The 17633-nt window shown below is 44.8% G+C and carries 19 protein-coding genes; 4 read left to right on the forward strand and 15 right to left on the reverse strand.

What is annotated here, in order from left to right; genetic code table 11:
• Positions 1–15: 15 nt before the first annotated feature.
• The 8 genes from M1M80_RS13850 to M1M80_RS13885 all read right to left on the reverse strand — a co-directional run bounded on the left by M1M80_RS13850 (position 16) and on the right by M1M80_RS13885 (position 8079).
• Positions 16–945 (reverse strand): peptidase U32 family protein, encoded by a 930-nt coding sequence (locus M1M80_RS13850; protein ID WP_060399129.1) that lies wholly within the window; start codon positions 943–945, stop codon positions 16–18.
• A gap of 5 nt (positions 946–950) precedes the next feature.
• The gene (locus tag M1M80_RS13855; protein WP_003237467.1) at positions 951–1604 is read right to left on the reverse strand and encodes an O-methyltransferase; all 654 of its coding nucleotides are present in this window, start codon (positions 1602–1604) and stop codon (positions 951–953) included.
• 150 nt (positions 1605–1754) lie between these two features.
• Positions 1755–2837 (reverse strand): endolytic transglycosylase MltG, encoded by a 1083-nt coding sequence (gene mltG, locus M1M80_RS13860; protein ID WP_060399130.1) that lies wholly within the window; start codon positions 2835–2837, stop codon positions 1755–1757.
• A gap of 136 nt (positions 2838–2973) precedes the next feature.
• Positions 2974–3255, reverse strand: a complete 282-nt coding sequence (locus M1M80_RS13865) for a DUF1292 domain-containing protein (RefSeq protein ID WP_003237470.1) — start codon at positions 3253–3255, stop codon at positions 2974–2976.
• Positions 3256–3272: 17 nt separating this feature from the next.
• Positions 3273–3689, reverse strand: coding sequence for a Holliday junction resolvase RuvX (gene ruvX, locus M1M80_RS13870; RefSeq protein ID WP_003237472.1), 417 nt, complete (start codon positions 3687–3689; stop codon positions 3273–3275).
• Positions 3690–3696: 7 nt separating this feature from the next.
• Entirely contained in the window at positions 3697–3963 is a 267-nt protein-coding gene (locus M1M80_RS13875; protein ID WP_003225903.1) for an IreB family regulatory phosphoprotein, read from the reverse strand.
• 84 nt (positions 3964–4047) lie between these two features.
• The gene (gene alaS / locus M1M80_RS13880; protein ID WP_060399131.1) at positions 4048–6684 is read right to left on the reverse strand and encodes an alanine--tRNA ligase; all 2637 of its coding nucleotides are present in this window, start codon (positions 6682–6684) and stop codon (positions 4048–4050) included.
• Positions 6685–7017: 333 nt separating this feature from the next.
• Positions 7018–8079 (reverse strand): AI-2E family transporter, encoded by a 1062-nt coding sequence (locus tag M1M80_RS13885; protein WP_019259031.1) that lies wholly within the window; start codon positions 8077–8079, stop codon positions 7018–7020.
• Between the two features lie 209 nt (positions 8080–8288).
• Between M1M80_RS13885 and M1M80_RS13890 the strand changes: the two genes are divergently transcribed.
• From M1M80_RS13890 to M1M80_RS13905, 4 genes are read left to right on the forward strand one after another with little or no spacing between them, the layout of a single operon-like run.
• A complete protein-coding gene (locus tag M1M80_RS13890; RefSeq protein ID WP_060399132.1) occupies positions 8289–9017 on the forward strand; it encodes an amino acid ABC transporter ATP-binding protein in 729 nt (242 codons plus the stop codon).
• 21 nt (positions 9018–9038) lie between these two features.
• Positions 9039–9860 carry a glutamine ABC transporter substrate-binding protein GlnH gene (gene glnH / locus M1M80_RS13895; protein WP_003237479.1) on the forward strand — a complete coding sequence of 274 codons (822 nt, stop codon included), beginning with the start codon at positions 9039–9041 and terminating at the stop codon, positions 9858–9860.
• A gap of 60 nt (positions 9861–9920) precedes the next feature.
• Positions 9921–10571: an amino acid ABC transporter permease gene (locus M1M80_RS13900; RefSeq protein ID WP_003237480.1), complete on the forward strand. Its 651-nt coding sequence runs from the start codon at positions 9921–9923 to the stop codon at positions 10569–10571.
• A gap of 16 nt (positions 10572–10587) precedes the next feature.
• On the forward strand, positions 10588–11244 hold the full coding sequence (locus M1M80_RS13905) for an amino acid ABC transporter permease (RefSeq protein ID WP_003237481.1): 657 nt from the start codon (positions 10588–10590) through the stop codon (positions 11242–11244).
• 35 nt (positions 11245–11279) lie between these two features.
• Here the strand turns inward: M1M80_RS13905 and M1M80_RS13910 are convergent, their stop codons facing one another.
• The 7 genes from M1M80_RS13910 to M1M80_RS13940 all read right to left on the reverse strand — a co-directional run bounded on the left by M1M80_RS13910 (position 11280) and on the right by M1M80_RS13940 (position 17629).
• Positions 11280–11411: a YrzQ family protein gene (locus tag M1M80_RS13910; RefSeq protein WP_003225895.1), complete on the reverse strand. Its 132-nt coding sequence runs from the start codon at positions 11409–11411 to the stop codon at positions 11280–11282.
• A 21-nt stretch (positions 11412–11432) separates the two neighbouring features.
• Positions 11433–11624 (reverse strand): hypothetical protein, encoded by a 192-nt coding sequence (locus tag M1M80_RS13915; protein WP_003225893.1) that lies wholly within the window; start codon positions 11622–11624, stop codon positions 11433–11435.
• Positions 11625–11635: 11 nt separating this feature from the next.
• Entirely contained in the window at positions 11636–12160 is a 525-nt protein-coding gene (locus M1M80_RS13920; RefSeq protein WP_080429038.1) for a PRC-barrel domain-containing protein, read from the reverse strand.
• Positions 12161–12216: 56 nt separating this feature from the next.
• The gene (gene recD2, locus M1M80_RS13925) at positions 12217–14613 is read right to left on the reverse strand and encodes an SF1B family DNA helicase RecD2 (RefSeq protein ID WP_003237483.1); all 2397 of its coding nucleotides are present in this window, start codon (positions 14611–14613) and stop codon (positions 12217–12219) included.
• Between the two features lie 24 nt (positions 14614–14637).
• The gene (locus tag M1M80_RS13930; RefSeq protein ID WP_232919234.1) at positions 14638–15258 is read right to left on the reverse strand and encodes a tetratricopeptide repeat protein; all 621 of its coding nucleotides are present in this window, start codon (positions 15256–15258) and stop codon (positions 14638–14640) included.
• Positions 15259–15343: 85 nt separating this feature from the next.
• A complete protein-coding gene (gene mnmA / locus M1M80_RS13935) occupies positions 15344–16459 on the reverse strand; it encodes a tRNA 2-thiouridine(34) synthase MnmA (protein ID WP_060399134.1) in 1116 nt (371 codons plus the stop codon).
• Between the two features lie 27 nt (positions 16460–16486).
• Positions 16487–17629, reverse strand: coding sequence for a cysteine desulfurase family protein (locus M1M80_RS13940; RefSeq protein WP_003237487.1), 1143 nt, complete (start codon positions 17627–17629; stop codon positions 16487–16489).
• Positions 17630–17633: the final 4 nt, after the last annotated feature.

Genomic DNA, 17633 nt, shown 5'->3' on the forward strand with positions numbered 1-17633 from the left:
TTAACCTCCTTTTGATTAATAAACCGTTTCTTTGAAGAAGAATCCGGTATCGATTTTTCTGTTAACTGGCTGGATGCTTTCAATGCGCTCAATCCAGTCTTCTTTTTTCGCTTCGTATTCGTCACGGTTTTCCACACACAGATCAATGGCTTCTCTGTACATTTTGGTGACTTCTATTAGGTATTCAGGCGTTTTCAGGACACCGTCGATTTTGAAAGAATCAATGCCTGCATCTATTAATTCTTCTAGCTCATCAATGATGCACACATCGTTCGGGCTCATGATGTGCGTGCCGTTTTCATCTTCGAAAATCGGATATTTGTTATCACGTTCTTTATCGTGCAAAAACATGCCCGATTCTTTTTTCTTTCCTTCAATGTCCATGACTTTGCCTTGGTATTCAAAATAGTTTCCAATCAAAGAACGCTTCGATTGGAACATACATGTCATTCCATGCACGTGGATTTCAATTTCGACTTCAGCGTTTTCTTTAATCTCCACAATGCTGTCCATATTCAACTCTCTGGCAAGCACAGAACGTGCCGCGCCTTTGCGTCCCCAGTAATTGCATGTATAGTAGTTGGTCCCTGTTGTTTCTGTGCTCCAATGAAGCTTCAGGCCAGGCGCAGATTCACGGGCAGCCATAAGCACGGCAGGATCGCCGAATACCGCTGCATCGACACCGGTTTCCGCTAAGAAAGCCAGATATTCGCCAAGCTCTCCCACTTTATCGTTATGGAAAATTGCATTTACAGCAACGTATACTTTGACCCCTTCTTTGTGAGCGATCTCTACAGCTTTTGTTACATCTTCACGAGAAAATTCTCCGGCTAATCTCAAGCCGTATCTCTGTTCCCCAACTAAAAACGCAGTTGCCCCCGCCTGTATCAGCGGCAAAATGTCCGCTGTACTCGTCGGCGTCACTAAGAGCTCTGGTTTTTTCATGACGTTCACCTCTTCTTTTTACTAATCGCAAGTCCGTCCCCGACAGGAATAATCGCAGTTTGATAATCCGGATGATTCATCAGCCAATGATTATATTCATCAATTTTTGTTATCAGCCTGCGCCTTCTTTTCGGTTCTATTTTGCTGTAATCCTCTGCCACCAGACCTTTAAACAGCACGTTGTCTGTTATAATCACCCCGTCCGGTGAAAGCATCGGTTCATATAAATGAAAAAAGTTTTGATACTGACCTTTTGCAGCGTCAATAAAAATGACATCGTAAGGCGCGGTCACATGAACGGCGTCGGCTAATTCAAGCGCGTCTCCGTAAAAAACATGAATCCGGTCATCAAGCTGAAACTCCTTGATATTGTTTACCGCTTCTTCATGCCGTTTCTCATTGCGTTCAATTGTATATATTTCAGCAGACGGCAGCTCCAGCGCCATTCGAATGGCGGAATAACCAATGGCCGTTCCGATTTCTAGTATTTTTTTCGGCTGTTTCACAGACAAAATTTGAAGCAGCACCTCCATGCCCGCTTTTTCCATGATCGGGACATGATGTTCTTCTGCATATGCTTCAAGCTTCTTCACGTTTTCCGGCCGAGGCTTCAATAATGCTTCTATATAGTCATTTATTTGTTCATAGCGGTCAGTCACAACAAACAGCCTCCCGTTCTAAAAAGGAGTGCCCAGTCTTTTACACAGGACACTCTCTGAATACATCATGATACATCGGTAAACAACCCGATATATTTTATCATAAAACCTTGCGGAAAGCGAACAAAAGGAGAGCTTTTTGCTCTCCTTTTATTTCTCATTTTTTGAGGAAATGTATTTTTCTTTTGCTTTATTATGCTCTTTTAGCGTTTTTGTAAATACAACCTCACCATTTGATTTGGCCAAGAAGTACAGATAGTCTGTTTTATCCGGATGCAGCGCCGCTTCCCATGACGACATGCCGGCATTGGCAATCGGCCCTGGCGTCAGTCCCGTGTTTTTATACGTATTGTACGGTGATTCGATTTCCAGATCCTTATAAAGAACCCGGTCTTTATGCTTGCCTGCCGCGTATAGCACGGTAGGATCTGTTTGAAGCGGCATTTTCTCTTTCAGGCGGTTATAAAAGACGCTCGCAATTTTATGGCGATCGGCTTTTTCAGTTGCTTCTTCTTCAATTAAAGAAGCCATCGTCAGCAGCTTATGCACAGAAAGTTTATTTTTTTTCATTTCTGCTTTATAAGTTTCCACATAAGAGTTTGTCTGTTTGACCATTGCAGTAATAATGTCTTCAAGTGATGTATCCGGATCGTTAAAAGGGTATGTAGCCGGGAATAGGTACCCTTCCAGCGGATGGTTAATGTTTTTATTGAAAACATCGTTTGTAACAGTGTCCGGAAATTCTTTCTTCAGCTGATTGATAAATGTTTCATCGTCCAGCTTCGCTATGACTTGTTTTTTAGAGTATTTCGTTTCATCAGCAATAGCGGCTGCGATTTGTGTCAGCTGTTCTCCCTCAGTTACCGTGATTTGAAAGGCGTAGCCTGTAGCCCCGCTTGTCAGCTTATGAATAATGGCATCTAAATCCATTCCTTTATTCAGGTGATAGAATCCCGCCTGAAACCCGGAAGCACCTTTATATTTCACATAATACTGAAATGCCTTCTCGCTTTTTATGACATCGTTTTTCTTCAATATCGATGCGATGGCCGAAACAGACGATCCGCTCGGAATGTTAATATTAACTGTCGTTTTACTGTTTTCCTCAACAGGTTCAAGCAATGATTTCCCATATAAAAATGCCCCGCCAACGATGAGAAGCAGCACAATAATGGAAGACAGTAGAATTCTTTTTTTATTTAAAAATGATTTTTTTTGCTGATTGATATACATTAGGTCTCCTCCCATCAGCTCTTATACTACATGATTCATTGTATTTCGGCAATTTATTACAAAAAAAGAGTGAAAGAGGCCTTCATACAGCAGAAAAAAAGCCGGAGCAGTATGGCTCCGGCTTTGGCGCGGTGTTTTATTCTTCGTCTTCGTCCGCTAAGAATGTGTTTAGTGTTTCTTCGATCATATCCCATTCCTCATCAGTTTCGATCGGGAATAGCTCACCGTTTTCACCGTCTTCGTTTGGCGTGAAGCTGGAAGCAAGAATTTCTACTTCTTCGTCATCTTTTGTTTCAATTGGGTAGTACAACACATAAGACTTGTCAAACTCTTCGTTTTCAAATGTAAACAGCACTTCACAAAGCTGTTCATTTCCTTGATCGTCAACAATTGTAATATTTTTTTCGCCGTGTTCCATTTTCTTCACCTCTGGCTTTAATTTAAGCTGTCGAGATATCCTTGCAATATCATAACAGCCGCCATTTTATCAATGACTTTTTTTCGTTTTTGCCTGCTGACATCAGCGGCAATCAGCATTTTTTCAGCCGCCATTGTGGTAAGACGCTCGTCCCACAGCACAACAGGAACATTGTACGTTGTTTCAAGCACTTTCGCAAATGTTTGGCTGGCTTCGCCTCTCGGCCCGACTGTTCCGTTCATGTTCTTAGGAAAGCCGAGCACGATTTTATCTATAGTATGGTCCTTTATCAGTTCAGATAAACGGGATAAACCATAATCGCCTTCCGCTTCATTTATCTTTATGGTCTCAATGCCTTGAGCAGTCCAGCCCATTTCATCGCTCAGAGCAACACCGAGTGTTTTGGTTCCTAAATCGAGTCCTAATATTCTCATTCTTTATTTACGCCTCTTTATGCTGTTCTAAATAAGACTTTACCAATTCCTCGATTAATTCGTCTCTTTCAAGTTTGCGAATTAAATTGCGAGCGTCACGATGCCTAGGAATATAAGCGGGATCACCTGACAGCAAGTATCCGACAATCTGATTGATTGGATTGTAGCCCTTTTCCTGAAGCGCGTCATACACTGTAATCAGCACCTCATTTACGTTAGTCTCAGCAGAATCATCGGAGAAATTAAATTTCATCGTTTTATCAAACGAGCTCACCGTTTTGCACCTCTTTCCCAAATTCGCAGGCAAAGTTCAGCCTGGGGTCCTAATCTTACCATCATTCTACACTACATGGGCAAATTATAAAACGGATTTTACCCAATCTTCTACAGAAGCCAAAGCTTCTTCTAATTTTTCCGGCTGTTTGCCGCCTGCCTGCGCCATATCCGGACGGCCTCCGCCGCCTCCGCCGCAAACTTCCGCAGCTTGTTTGACCAGCTTGCCGGCATGAAGGCCCTTCTCAATGAGATCCTTTGTGACTCCGGCAGAGATATTGACTTTATCATTTTGTACCGCACCAAGCACGATCACCGCAGAGCCAAGCTTTGCTTTCAGTTCATCCACCATTGTGCGGAGATGGTTCATGTCTTTCGCATTTACTTTTTCCGCAAGCACACTCACGCCGTCAACTTCTTTAACTTTTGACAGAATCGCTCCTGCTTCAACATTGCCGAGTTTCGCAAGAAGAGATTCATTTTCTCTTTGTGCATCCTTCAGTTCAGTCTGCAGAGCCGCAACCCGTTTCGGCACTTCTTTGATATTTGTTTTCAGCTCGTCAGCAGCCTGCTTCAATACTGAGATCTGGCTGTTCATTTCGACGTAAGCGCCTTGTCCTGTTACAGCTTCAATCCGTCTTGTACCTGCTCCGATTCCGGATTCAGAAACGATTTTAAACAGGCCGATTTCTGCTGTGTTTCTGACATGGCAGCCGCCGCACAGCTCTAAACTGTAATCTCCGACTTGAACGACCCGGACAATATCGCCGTATTTTTCGCCGAACAGAGCCATCGCGCCCATTTCTTTTGCTTCAGAGATCGGTTTCAAATCAATGCTGACCGGGATGCTCGCCCAGATCTTTTCGTTTACGATTCTTTCAATTTGTTCAAGCTCTTCTTTTGTCACTTGGCCAAAGTGCGAGAAGTCAAAACGAAGACGGTTTTCAGTCACAAGAGATCCTGCCTGATTGACATGAGTTCCAAGAACGTCTTTTAGTGCCTGATGCAATAAATGCGTTGCCGTATGGTTTTTAATGACGCCGCTTCTCATATGGTCTTCAACTTCAGCAGTAACATGCAGGCCTTTTTGAACAGTGCCGCTCTCCACAACACCCTCATGTACATGCTGGCCGTTAGGCGCTTTTTGCACATCTTTAATTCTCACCACTGCCTGTTCGCTGCGGAGATAGCCTTTATCGCCGATTTGGCCGCCGCTTTCTGCATAGAACGGGGTTTCATCAAGAATAATTTGAACGCTTTCTCCTTCGTGAGCCTCTTCAATTAATTGTCCGTCCTGAAGAAGCACAATGACATTGGCATCAGCTTTTGTATGAGAATAGCCGACAAATGTGCTTTCATCGGTCACGTCGCGCAATGCGCCGCCCTGCACCTGCATGCTGCCGACATCCTGGCGGGCGTTTCTTGCCCGTTCACGCTGCTGGTTCATTTCTTCTTCAAAGCCTTTATGGTCAACCGTCATGTTCTCGTCTTCTGCGTATTCTTCCGTCAGCTCAACTGGGAATCCATACGTGTCGTACAACTTAAATACGTCGGCACCTGAAATAACGCTGCTGCCCTTGTCTTTTTCTTTTTTGATCATTTCTGACAGGATAGCAAGCCCTTCATTAAGTGTTTCGTGGAAGCGCTCTTCCTCGGTTTTGATGACTTTTGCGATGAAATCCGCTTTTTCTTTCACTTCAGGATAGAAATCTGCCATGATTTCAGCGACAACCGGCACTAAATCGTACATGAACGGACGATGGATGTTGATCGTTTTGGCATAACGCACGGCCCGGCGCAATAAGCGTCTTAATACATAGCCGCGGCCTTCATTTGACGGAAGCGCCCCGTCACTGACAGCAAAGGCAACCGTTCTGATGTGGTCGGCAATCACTTTAAACGCAGTGTCCTTCACATTGTCTTTGCCGTATGTTTCACCAGAAATGGTTTCTGTTGCTTTGATGATCGGAACAAACAAATCGGTATCAAAGTTTGTCGGAACATTTTGGATGACAGATACCATTCTTTCAAGTCCCATGCCCGTATCAATGTTTTTCTTCGGAAGCGGCGTGTAAGTGCCGTCAGGGTTATGGTTGAACTCAGAGAACACAAGGTTCCATACTTCTAAGTAACGGTCGTTTTCTCCGCCAGGATAAAGCTCCGGATCTTCTGGATCATTACCATATGCTTCACCGCGGTCGTAGAAGATTTCCGTGTTCGGTCCGCTCGGCCCTTCACCGATGTCCCAGAAGTTCCCTTCAAGACGGATAATTCTTTCTTCAGGAATACCGATTTTTTTCGCCCAAAACTCATACGCCTCTTCATCTTCAGGATGAACCGTAACAGAGAGAAGCTCTTTGTCGAAACCAATCCACTTGTCACTCGTTAAAAACTCCCAAGCCCATGTAATGGCTTCTTCTTTGAAATAATCGCCGATGGAAAAGTTTCCGAGCATTTCAAAGAATGTGTGATGGCGCGCAGTTTTACCTACATTTTCTATATCGTTTGTTCTGATCGCTTTTTGAGCGTTTACGATTCTTGGATTTTCCGGAACAACACGGCCATCAAAATATTTTTTCAGCGTCGCAACACCGCTGTTGATCCAAAGCAGTGAAGGATCCTCATGAGGCACTAATGACGCGCTTGGCTCTACCGCATGTCCTTTTTCTTTAAAGAAATCCAAAAACATTTGACGCACTTCCGCAGAAGTTAAGTGTTTCATTGTATTTCCTCCTCTATAAAAATCGAAATTCTCTTCAGTGACAGCAAAAAAGCCCTCCCCCTATGCAAACCACACGTTTACACAGGGACGAGAGCTGTCTCGCGGTACCACCCTGATTACGGGCATTATCATTCGCCCGTCACCTTTTACCCTGTAACGCAGGATGTGCGGCAGTGATTAACTGCACTCAGGATTAGCTTCCTCCGATCTTCTGATAAAGCTCCTTTCAGCTTGCGGAGCTTCTCTCTTTAACAGGGCTTCGGCGTACTCAGATCCGTCACTCGAGATTCGTATGTATTCTACGAGAAATTATAGACAAGCAGCACGCCAATGTCAATGCTCCGTCCTCATCCGCAAAAAATGGATCATCATTACTTTTAAAACAGCCGTCGCAGGAACAGCCAGAATCATTCCGACGATTCCCGCAAGCTCTCCCCCGGCAAGGAGCGCAAGCATGATGACGACAGGATGCATTTTAAGGCTTCTGCCCACAATGAATGGACTGAGGATATTCCCTTCCATAAACTGCAGAATAAATACTGTAATCACCACAACAAGTATTGCTTTCACTGAGATCGTCATTGCAATTAAAAGCGCAGGAACCGCTCCAATGAAAGGACCGAAATATGGTATGACATTCGTTATCCCAGAAATAAGTCCCAAGATCAGCGGATATGGAAGCCCAAATATCCAGAACGTAATGCCCGCCATCACGCCGAGAATCAAGCAGACCAGAAGCTGTCCGCGGATGTAATCGCCAAGGGAGTCATCCACATCCCGCAAGAAGTCGCTGCCCCGCTTTCTCCACGACTTCGGAGTCAAGTACCATACCGTTTTTTTCATCAACTCAATATCCTTTACCATATAAAACACGAGAAAAGGAATTGTTGCCGCTATTAAGAAATAATCAAGCACGTTGCGGATTCCGCTGATTGCACCCTCGATCGTTCCCGCGAAAAACGCCTCCGTCTGGCGGATCATTTTGTCTATACGATGATGCATGCCATCAGGCCAGTCATCAGTATGGTTATGCACATGAAGAAGAAGCCCGTTGTACGTTTCGGCAAACATAGGTATATTTTCTGATAAATCCGTCAGCTGCACGATTAAAACAGGTACCCCTTTATACAGCGCCCAGCCAAGTCCGCCAAAAAAAAGAACATAAATCACCAAGATGCTCAAAGTCCTTGGTAATCCTTTGCTGTGCAGCCACTCCGTGACCGGAAGTAATAAATAAGAAATAAAAATGGAAATAATCAAGGGGATAAAGATCGTTTTTATAACGAGCCAAAAGGGCGACCATAACATATCAAGCATAAAAAAGACATAGACTGTTAACAGGACCAGCAAACAAATTGCCACCCATAACAAAAGCTGCACCGGTTTTTGAAGCATCTGCTTTCACCTCTTCTATATCTTTTGAGGTTTATAAGGAATTATTCTTTATGTTTCTTCAGTCGGTCAGAAGTCATGGACAATTTTTCACATTAAAATTTTCAGAAAAGTTTGACGTTTGAGGTTACAAATATGTATATTACTTTTGATTACATTAAAAGGTAGTTATTTTCAAACAACTTGTCTGAAGTTCTGATAGGAGGATTGCGATGATCACATTTCAAAATGTAAACAAGCATTACGGAGATTTTCACGTGTTAAAGCAAATTAATCTTCAAATCGAAAAAGGCGAAGTTGTTGTCATCATCGGCCCATCCGGCTCCGGTAAAAGCACATTGCTCAGATGCATCAACAGGCTGGAGACGATCAGTAAGGGGACGCTGACAGTAAACGGCACTGTCATTAACGACAGAAAAACTGACATTAATAAAGTGCGGCGGAACATCGGGATGGTATTTCAGCACTTTCATTTATATCCGCATAAAACAGTGATGCAAAATATCATGCTGGCGCCTGTAAAAGTGCTCGGACAATCACCTGAACAAGCAAAGGAAACGGCGCGTTATTACCTTGAAAAAGTCGGCATTCCAGACAAGGCTGACGCCTACCCTTCCCAGCTTTCTGGCGGACAGCAGCAACGTGTAGCCATCGCAAGAGGACTTGCGATGAAGCCGGAGGTCATGCTGTTTGACGAGCCGACATCAGCACTTGATCCCGAAATGATCGGCGAGGTGCTTGATGTCATGAAAACACTTGCGAAAGAAGGCATGACAATGGTTGTCGTGACGCATGAAATGGGGTTTGCCAAAGAAGTTGCCGACCGCATTGTCTTCATTGACGGAGGAAAAATTTTAGAAGAAGCAGCACCGGCTGAGTTTTACGCGAATCCGAAGGAAGAACGGGCCCGCTTATTCTTAAGCCGTATTTTAAATCATTAAAACAGAAATGGGGGAACTTGTATGAAAAAGATTTTATCTTTAGCATTCATTTCTTTATTCGCTGTCATCTTGCTTGCCGCTTGCGGCAGCAAGGGGTCAAACGGAGAAGCCTCAAAGGAAAGCAAAAAAGATACGCTAGCCGCCATTAAAGACAATGACAAAATTGTCTTCGGCGTAAAAACAGACACCAGACTGTTCGGTCTTAAAAACCCGAGCTCAGGTGAGATTGAGGGTTTCGATATCGATATTGCCAAGCAAATCGCTAAAGACATTTTAGGTGACGAAAAAAAAGCTGAATTTAAAGAGGTCACCTCAAAAACAAGGATTCCTATGCTGCAAAACGGGGATATCGATGCTATTGTCGCCACAATGACGATCACTGAAGAACGAAAAAAGGAAGTTGACTTTTCTGATGTCTATTTCGAGGCTGGGCAATCGCTGCTCGTGAAAAAAGGCAGCAAAATCAAGAGTGTTGAAGATCTTGGCAAAGGCTCAAAAGTTCTTGCAGTAAAAGGCTCCACCTCCTCTCAAAACATTCGTGAAAAAGCGCCTGAAGCATCTGTTTTAGAATTTGAAAACTACGCAGAAGCCTTTACGGCGCTCAAATCAGGGCAAGGCGATGCCCTCACAACGGATAATGCGATTTTATACGGGATGGCTGACGAAAATAAAAATTATCAATTAACAGGAGAGCCTTTTACAGATGAGCCTTACGGGATCGCCGTAAAAAAAGGGCAATCTGCTCTCGCGAAGGAAATTAACGCTTCACTCAAAAAGATGAAGTCAGATGGCAGATATGATGATATTTATAAAAAATGGATCAAAGAAGACCCAGCTGAATAACGACCATCCCGGGATGAGCAGGTGATGCTCATCCCGATTTGATAAGGAGTGAATAGGCAGATGAATGTATCAATTCTTTTCGATAACTTCGGCATGTATATGGACGGTTTTTACCATACTCTGCTCGCAAGTATCATCGCGCTGGCCGGCAGTTTTGTTCTCGGCGTTGTTGTTGCGGTTATGAGAATTACAGTCTTTAAGCCGCTGCAATGGCTCGGGACCGCATATGTGGAATTTATCCGCAACATCCCTCTTCTTTTAATTACCTTTGTTTTCTATTTCGGCCTTCCAAGCGCAGGCCTTAGGCTTGACGGTTTTCAAGCGGGAACGGTCGCACTCACCATTTATACCTCTGCGTTTATCGCAGAAGCCATCAGAGCAGGCATCCAATCTGTTTCAATAGGACAGATGGAAGCGGCGCGTTCGTCAGGCTTTACCTACAGCCAGGCCATGCTCCATATCATTTTGCCGCAGGCAATCAAAATCGTTATTCCGCCATTGGGCAATCAATTTTTAAACTTAGTCAAAAACTCTTCGATTCTCGGAGTTGTAGCCGGATTGGATCTTATGTATCAGGCCGATTTGGTCTCTTCGAGCACACTCGTTGTATTTGATGTTTATATTTTTGTGGCGCTTTTTTACTTAGTGCTGACGATACCGCTTAGCATCGGTGTTAACTATTTGGAAAAACGGCTGGAAAGAAGCTATTGATAAGGAGTGAGATACATTGGATTTTATCGGAGCTTATTCGCGAGAGCATTTAACGTTTTTATGGGATGGCTTTCTCGTCACCTTGTACGTTGCTTTCATCTCCATCATTCTGAGCTTTTTCTTCGGTTTAATCGCAGGCACCCTGCGCTATGCGAAAGTTCCCGTTCTTTCTCAATTGATTGCGGTTGTCGTTGAAACGATCAGAAACCTCCCCTTGCTATTAATTATTTTCTTTACGTTCTTTGCCCTTCCGGAAATCGGGATTAAGCTTGAAATTACAGCTGCAGCAATTACAGCATTAACGATTTTCGAATCCGCTATGCTATCTGAAATTATCCGAAGCGGGCTGAAATCAATTGATAAAGGACAAATTGAAGCGGCGCGCTCCTCCGGGCTGAGCTATACACAGGCTCTGTTCTTCATTGTCATGCCGCAAGCGCTTCGCCGCATGGTTCCGCCAATCGTAAGCCAGTTTATTTCTTTATTAAAAGATACATCGCTTGCTGTAGTGATCGCCCTGCCCGAACTGATTCATAACGCGCAGATTTTAAACGGCCAAAGCGCAGACGGCAGTTATTTTTTCCCGATCTTTTTACTTGCGGCACTTATGTATTTTGCAGTCAACTACAGCCTTTCACTCGCAGCCAGGCGCCTCGAGGCACGGCAAACATAGAAAAGGATACTCTTCGGAGAGTATCCTTTTTCGCATTAAAACATTTTCGTTATTCTTCTTCTCATCCGCTTCATGCTTCGATTATTCAGCATGTCGGATTGAGTCGCCATTCGGTACACGAGAGCTCCGGCTCCCAATGCCAAAAGAGAAGTCATCGTCCGATTCATCCTGCGCATCTCCTTTCATGATTAAAAATTGATGCTGCGTTCATCCTCAGAAAACAAATCATCCAAGCTGCTTAACGTTCCGTCTTCTTCCACTTGATGAGTTGCAATCTTCCCTTTCGCCACTGTCAGTTCAATAAAACAGCCCCAGCAATAATATTGGTTCACGCCGATTTTCCCGATATCCTTACTTTTGCAGTTCGGGCATATAAGCATATCTCACACCTCTATCCGTTCAGAACGATCTCGTCTTTCCGCACCTCGACAAGCGAATCCGCTCTTTGGATCTGGCGCTTGCTTCCCGCCAGGTCAGAAAAGAAACCGTCCGAGAGTTCATATGCTACGATTATGCCCCTGTCCAGACAAAAGTATACATCTTCCAGCATCCCCAATATATCTCCCTCTTGCGATTTCACAAGCTTCATTTTCATCTGCTCGTATGTGAAGCATGATTTCGGAAGAGGCAAAAGCTGATCTGAACTGACCGAGGCCAATATGCGGTCATCAAGAATACAAGAGATATCACACGCCCTTAATAGCGCATGATGATGATGCAAAAACCGTTTTTGTGCAAGAATAAACCCAAGACAATCTCCCTCAAGAGAAAAACAAATATCGGATATAGTCCCGAGATAACAAGAAGTTCGTTCTGAGTATACTGGGAATCCTTCTACTTCATGGCATGTTCTCAAAGTGTGATCAACCACCTTTTGTTGAACAGGCTTAGGTTTTGCTTTGCGCCTTTGACTCATACGATGAAATCACTTCCACCGCAAATAAAAAAACTCCCGCTATCACGGGAGCCTTTTTACAGCTGTTCTTCTTTCATAAAATCGAATGGTGTAATGCCTTCCATGCCAATATTGGCATCGTGTACGCTGAATGGGAGCTCCTTTTGCAAAGCTTCAAGCTCAGCATCCATTTCCTCAACCTGTAATGACAGCCTGTTTTTCAAAGAAGTCTGTCTGACAGTTGCGTCGTTATTTTTCACGCCCCACTCCAGCGCTTCCTCTTCTCCGCATAAAATGAGAAATTTCTTTGCTCTTGTAATAGCGGTATAAAGAAGGTTTCTTCTGAGCATTCTATAATAGCCTTTCACAACAGGCAAAACCACAATCGGAAATTCACTTCCCTGCGATTTATGAATAGAGCAGCAATACGCATGGGTAAACTGGTTAAAATCTTTTTTCGTAAACGTCATTTCATTGCCGTCAAAAGAAACGACGGCCATATCTTCTTTTTCTGTATTTTCCTTCGCATAAAATATCGATGTAATTTCGCCAATGTCTCCGTTGAACACATTGTTTTCCGGCTGATTGACGAGCTGCAAAATTTTATCCCCGGTTCTGTAGACAACATCCCCGAACTTTATTTCCCTCCGTTTTTCTCTAGGAGGATTCAAAATATCCTGTAGCATCACATTCAGTTCATTGATCCCGGCTTTTCCTCTGTACATCGGGGCGAGAACCTGAATGTCCTTTGCCGTATAGCCTTTTTTCAATGCATTGGCGACAACCTTCTCAACTACCTCTTTAATTTGCGAGCCTCCGCAGCGAATAAAGGAACGGTCCTTCGTCGGGGCAGTCAAATTGTTTGGCAGCAACCCATTTTTCATTTGGTGGGCAAGCTCGACAATCGATGAACCCTCCGCCTGGCGGTAGATGTCTGTCAGTCTCACAGTCGGTATCACCTGGGATGCCAAAAGGTCTCTCAGCACTTGGCCCGGACCGACAGAAGGCAGCTGATCTTCGTCACCGACAATGATGATTTGAATATGATCAGGGATCGCCTTGAACAAATGGTTCGCCAGCCATATATCAAGCATGCTGGCTTCATCGATTATTAACAGCTTCCCTTCAATCGGCTCATCCTCTGTATGGGTAAATCCTTCAGCGCCGTTCCAGCCAAGCAGCCTGTGAATCGTCACTGCCGGAAGCCCCGTTGATTCACTCATCCGTTTCGCCGCTCTTCCTGTCGGTGCGGCCAATACAACCGGAAAAGCTTCATCCTTTTTATACGCTGACGGGTCGAGTGACACACCGTGAAGCTCTCCGTACAGTTCGACAATCCCTCTGATTACCGTCGTTTTCCCTGTTCCCGGTCCCCCCGTTAAAAGAAGCATCGGTGAGGAAAGGGCTTTTTGAATCGCTTCCTTCTGGCTAGGGGCATACTGAACGTTCATCCGTTCTTCCAGTTCTCCTAAAGCGAGCAGAAATTCTGATTCGGGAAACTGGTCATCATATTCAGTTTGGCTTGCGATATGTTTCACTCGCTTAGCAACATTTTGTTCAGCGTAAAACAGCGATGGAAAATAACAGCGGCCATCTTCTATGACAATGTCTTTATTTTCTCCAAGGGCAATAATCGCGTTAGCGGCATCCATTTCAGTGATGCGCTGTCCCTCCCGAGCTGATTGATTTAACAGAGATTGGGTGTCAATAATCAGCTTCTCCGTTTCTATGTACGTATGCCCTTCTGACAGACAAGTCGTTTCAAGCGTGTACAATATGGCGGCTTTTACCCGCTCAGGGTGATTACCCGAAAGGCCCATTCTGCTGCCCAGCTCATCCGCTTTCCCAAATCCGATGCCTTCTACATCTTTCACAAGCTGATAAGGGTTTTCCTGAATCTTTTCAAGCGTCTCGGATTCATAGGCTTGGTAGATTTTCATAGACAGCTGCGGGCCGAAGCCAAACTGATTCAGGGAAATCATGATTTGCTCCAGTCCCTGATGACGCTGCAAGGCGCCGGCCAGCGTATCAGCTTTCTTTTTTGACAGCTTCGGAACGTCATAAAGCACTGAAGCGTCAGCCAATATTTTATTAATAGCGCTGTCGCCCAGCTTTTTCACAATTTCCTCGGCTGTTTTTTTGCCGATTCCCTCGAACAAATCACTCGATAAATATTGAATGATGCCTTCCTTAGTCGTCGGAATCTCCTTTTTGAAATGCTCCGCCTGAAATTGGAGCCCGAATTTTGGATGGGTTACGATCTTTCCGTAAAACGTGTAGGTCTCTTCTTCTTGAAGCGCAGGGAAGTAGCCCGTCACGGATACGGCTTTATCTTCAATAGCTTCGGAGGTCTCTGTGACTTTCACTTTCAGAACCGTATATAAATTGGTGTCATTATGATAGATGACTGTGTTGACTGTCCCTTTTAAATAGGGCTCTTCCTCCAGTTTAAGCTGATCCGGATGCTGCTGCACGAGCTGTCCCTCCTCCTCTGCCTGTTATGATGGGTCGATCAGTTTTTTTGCATGAAGCGCAAGCATATGATCTGGCTGGATGTCAATCGCCTTGTCCAGCATTTCCAGCGCTTTTTCTCGATTTTCTTTATAAGCATAAGCAACACCGGCATTGTAAAATGCATCAGCGTGCCCAGGATCTTGCTCTGTTACAGCTGCGAATTGGCTGAGCGCTTCGTCCAGCATGCCCTCGTTCGCTAAGCACATCCCAAATTGAAAGCGCGCTTCTGTATCGTTCTCATTCAGTTCGACCGCTCTTTGTAAATATGGCAGTGCAAGCTTAGGCTGTTCGAGCTTGACAAGAACCGTTCCGAGCATATAAAACAGGTCGCCGTTTTCCATCCCGGCACGAAGCGCTTTTTCAAACATGTCTTTCGCTTCTTTGTACATTTCTTTTACAACATAGACATTTCCTGCTCCATAATAAGCAGTGGCGGCGCTGCTGTCTAATTCAAGCGCTTTATCATAAAACGCTAAAGCCCGTTCCAGCTCGTTCACGGATGAAAGCAGGTTAGCAAAGTTAATATACGGAATCGCGTCTTCTTTATTTTCTTCAATCGCTTTTGTAAATGCCTCTGCCGCTTTCTCGTAATCGCCTTTTTGCATCGCCTCTATACCGAGTTGATTATAATCCACCGACCATCTTCCTTTCATTAAAAAACCCCAACTCAGTGTTGAGGTTTTTCATCTTTTATACGTACCACAATTTTGTTCCGTCTTTGTACACATCATCAATAGTTCCGCCGCCAAGGCATTCTTCGCCATCATAGAAGACAACGGCTTGACCCGGCGTGACAGCACGGACTTGTTCATCAAAGATGACTTCCGCTTCTCCTTCACCTGTCATGCGCACCGTCACTTTATGATCTTCTTGGCGATAACGGAATTTAGCCGTGCAGGAAATCTCTTCGCCCTTCATGATATCCGAACGAACCCAGCTAATATTCGTAGCTGTAATTTTGTCGGAATAAAGAAGCGGGTTATGGAACCCTTGATCCACGTAGAGGATGTTCTTTTCAAGATCTTTACCAACCGCAAACCACGGCTCGCCGCTTCCTCCGATGCCAAGGCCGTGACGCTGTCCGATCGTGTAGTACATTAACCCGTCGTGGCGTCCTTTTACTTCGCCGTCCATCGTCATCATATCGCCCGGCTGTGCAGGGAGATATTGGCTGAGAAACGTTTTGAAGTTGCGTTCGCCGATAAAACAGATGCCCGTACTGTCTTTTTTCGTTGCCGTTGCAAGATCTGCCTCTTTGGCAATTTCACGCACACGGCTTTTTTGAAGCTCGCCGATCGGGAACATGACTTTGCTTAGCGTTTCTTCTGTCAGCTGATTCAAGAAGTACGTTTGATCTTTGTTTTCATCAATGCCGCGCAGCATTCTGACTTTGCCGCCGCTTCTGTCGACCCTTGCATAGTGGCCAGTCGCTAAATAGTCGGCGCCAAGTGACAGGGCATGCTCCAAAAATGCCTTGAATTTAATTTCTTTGTTGCACAGCACATCCGGGTTTGGTGTTCTGCCTGCTTTATATTCATCGAGGAAGTATTGAAATACCTTCTCGTAATATTGCTTTTCAAAATTAACGGCATAGTACGGAATTCCAATTTGATTGCAGACGCGGATCACATCTTCATAATCCTCTGTCGCCGTGCAAAAACCGTTTTCGTCCGTATCATCCCAGTTTTTCATAAAGATTCCGATTACATCATAGCCCTGTTCTTTTAACAGCAGGGCCGCCACAGATGAGTCTACTCCGCCGGACATGCCGACGACGACTCTTGTATCCTCCGGCCGTTTTTCCATTTTATTCACTCCAATAACTAAGCCGCCTTATTGTGTCAGCCGTTTGACAACGTCGGCCACATGTTTGGCAGCGGTTTTCACTTGCTCAGCCGTATTGCCGAGGCCGAAGCTGATCCGAATCGAGGACGTCAGCCGGTCACTCTCATCCCCGAACATGGCAGTCAGCACATGTGACGGCAGGACCGAACCGGCGGTGCACGCTGATCCGCTTGAGACAGCGACTCCCGCCATATCAAGATTTACAAGCAGTGCTTCTACTGATACACCGGGGAAATACAGGTTCAGTACATGCGGCAAACTATGCTCTTTGTCCCCGTTGATCTCGAATGCCACACCGGCATGTTCAAGCGTGTCGGCAACAATTGTTTTAAACGATTGATACTTCTCGTTTTTTTCGTCCCGTTCTTCACTTGACAGCTTGATGGCTTCTTTCAGCCCGACAATACCGGGAACATTTTCTGTTCCGGCACGGCGTTTTCTTTCTTGCTCTCCTCCGAACAAGAGCGGGGAAAGCTTCACATCTTTACTTGCATATAAAAAGCCTGTCCCTTTTGGCCCGTTGAGCTTGTGCCCAGAAACAGACAGAAGGTCAATATGGCTGTTTTTCACATGAATTGGCAGCAACCCGAATGCCTGAACAGCATCCGTATGAAAATAAGCCTGGTGTTCCTTCAGCAGCTCACCGATTTCATCGATCGGCTGCACTGTTCCGACTTCATTATTTCCATACATCACTGTCACAAGGATTGTATCATCACGCAGTGCTTCTTTCACCTGATTTGCACTGACTCTTCCATTTTGGTCAACGTCCAGATACGTTACTTCAAATCCGTCTTCCTCAAGTTTTTCACACGTGTGAAGCACGGCGTGATGTTCAATTTTTGTCGTGATGATATGTCTGCCCAAATCTTTTCTTGCAAGCGCGGTTCCCATGATAGCCAAGTTATCAGCTTCCGTGCCCCCGCTTGTAAAAATGATCTCCTGCTCTGTAGCTCCGATTTCAGCTGCAATCTGCGCTCTTGCTTCGTCCACCCATTTTCGAGATTCTCTTCCAAATGAATGAATACTGGATGGATTGCCGAAATTGCCGGAGAAATGCGGTATCATTTTTTCCAGCACGCGCTCATCCAGCGGAGACGTTGCGGCATGATCTAAATAAATCCGTTCCATTATG

The organism is Bacillus inaquosorum (assembly GCF_023238325.1).
Lineage (GTDB): Bacteria > Bacillota > Bacilli > Bacillales > Bacillaceae > Bacillus > Bacillus inaquosorum.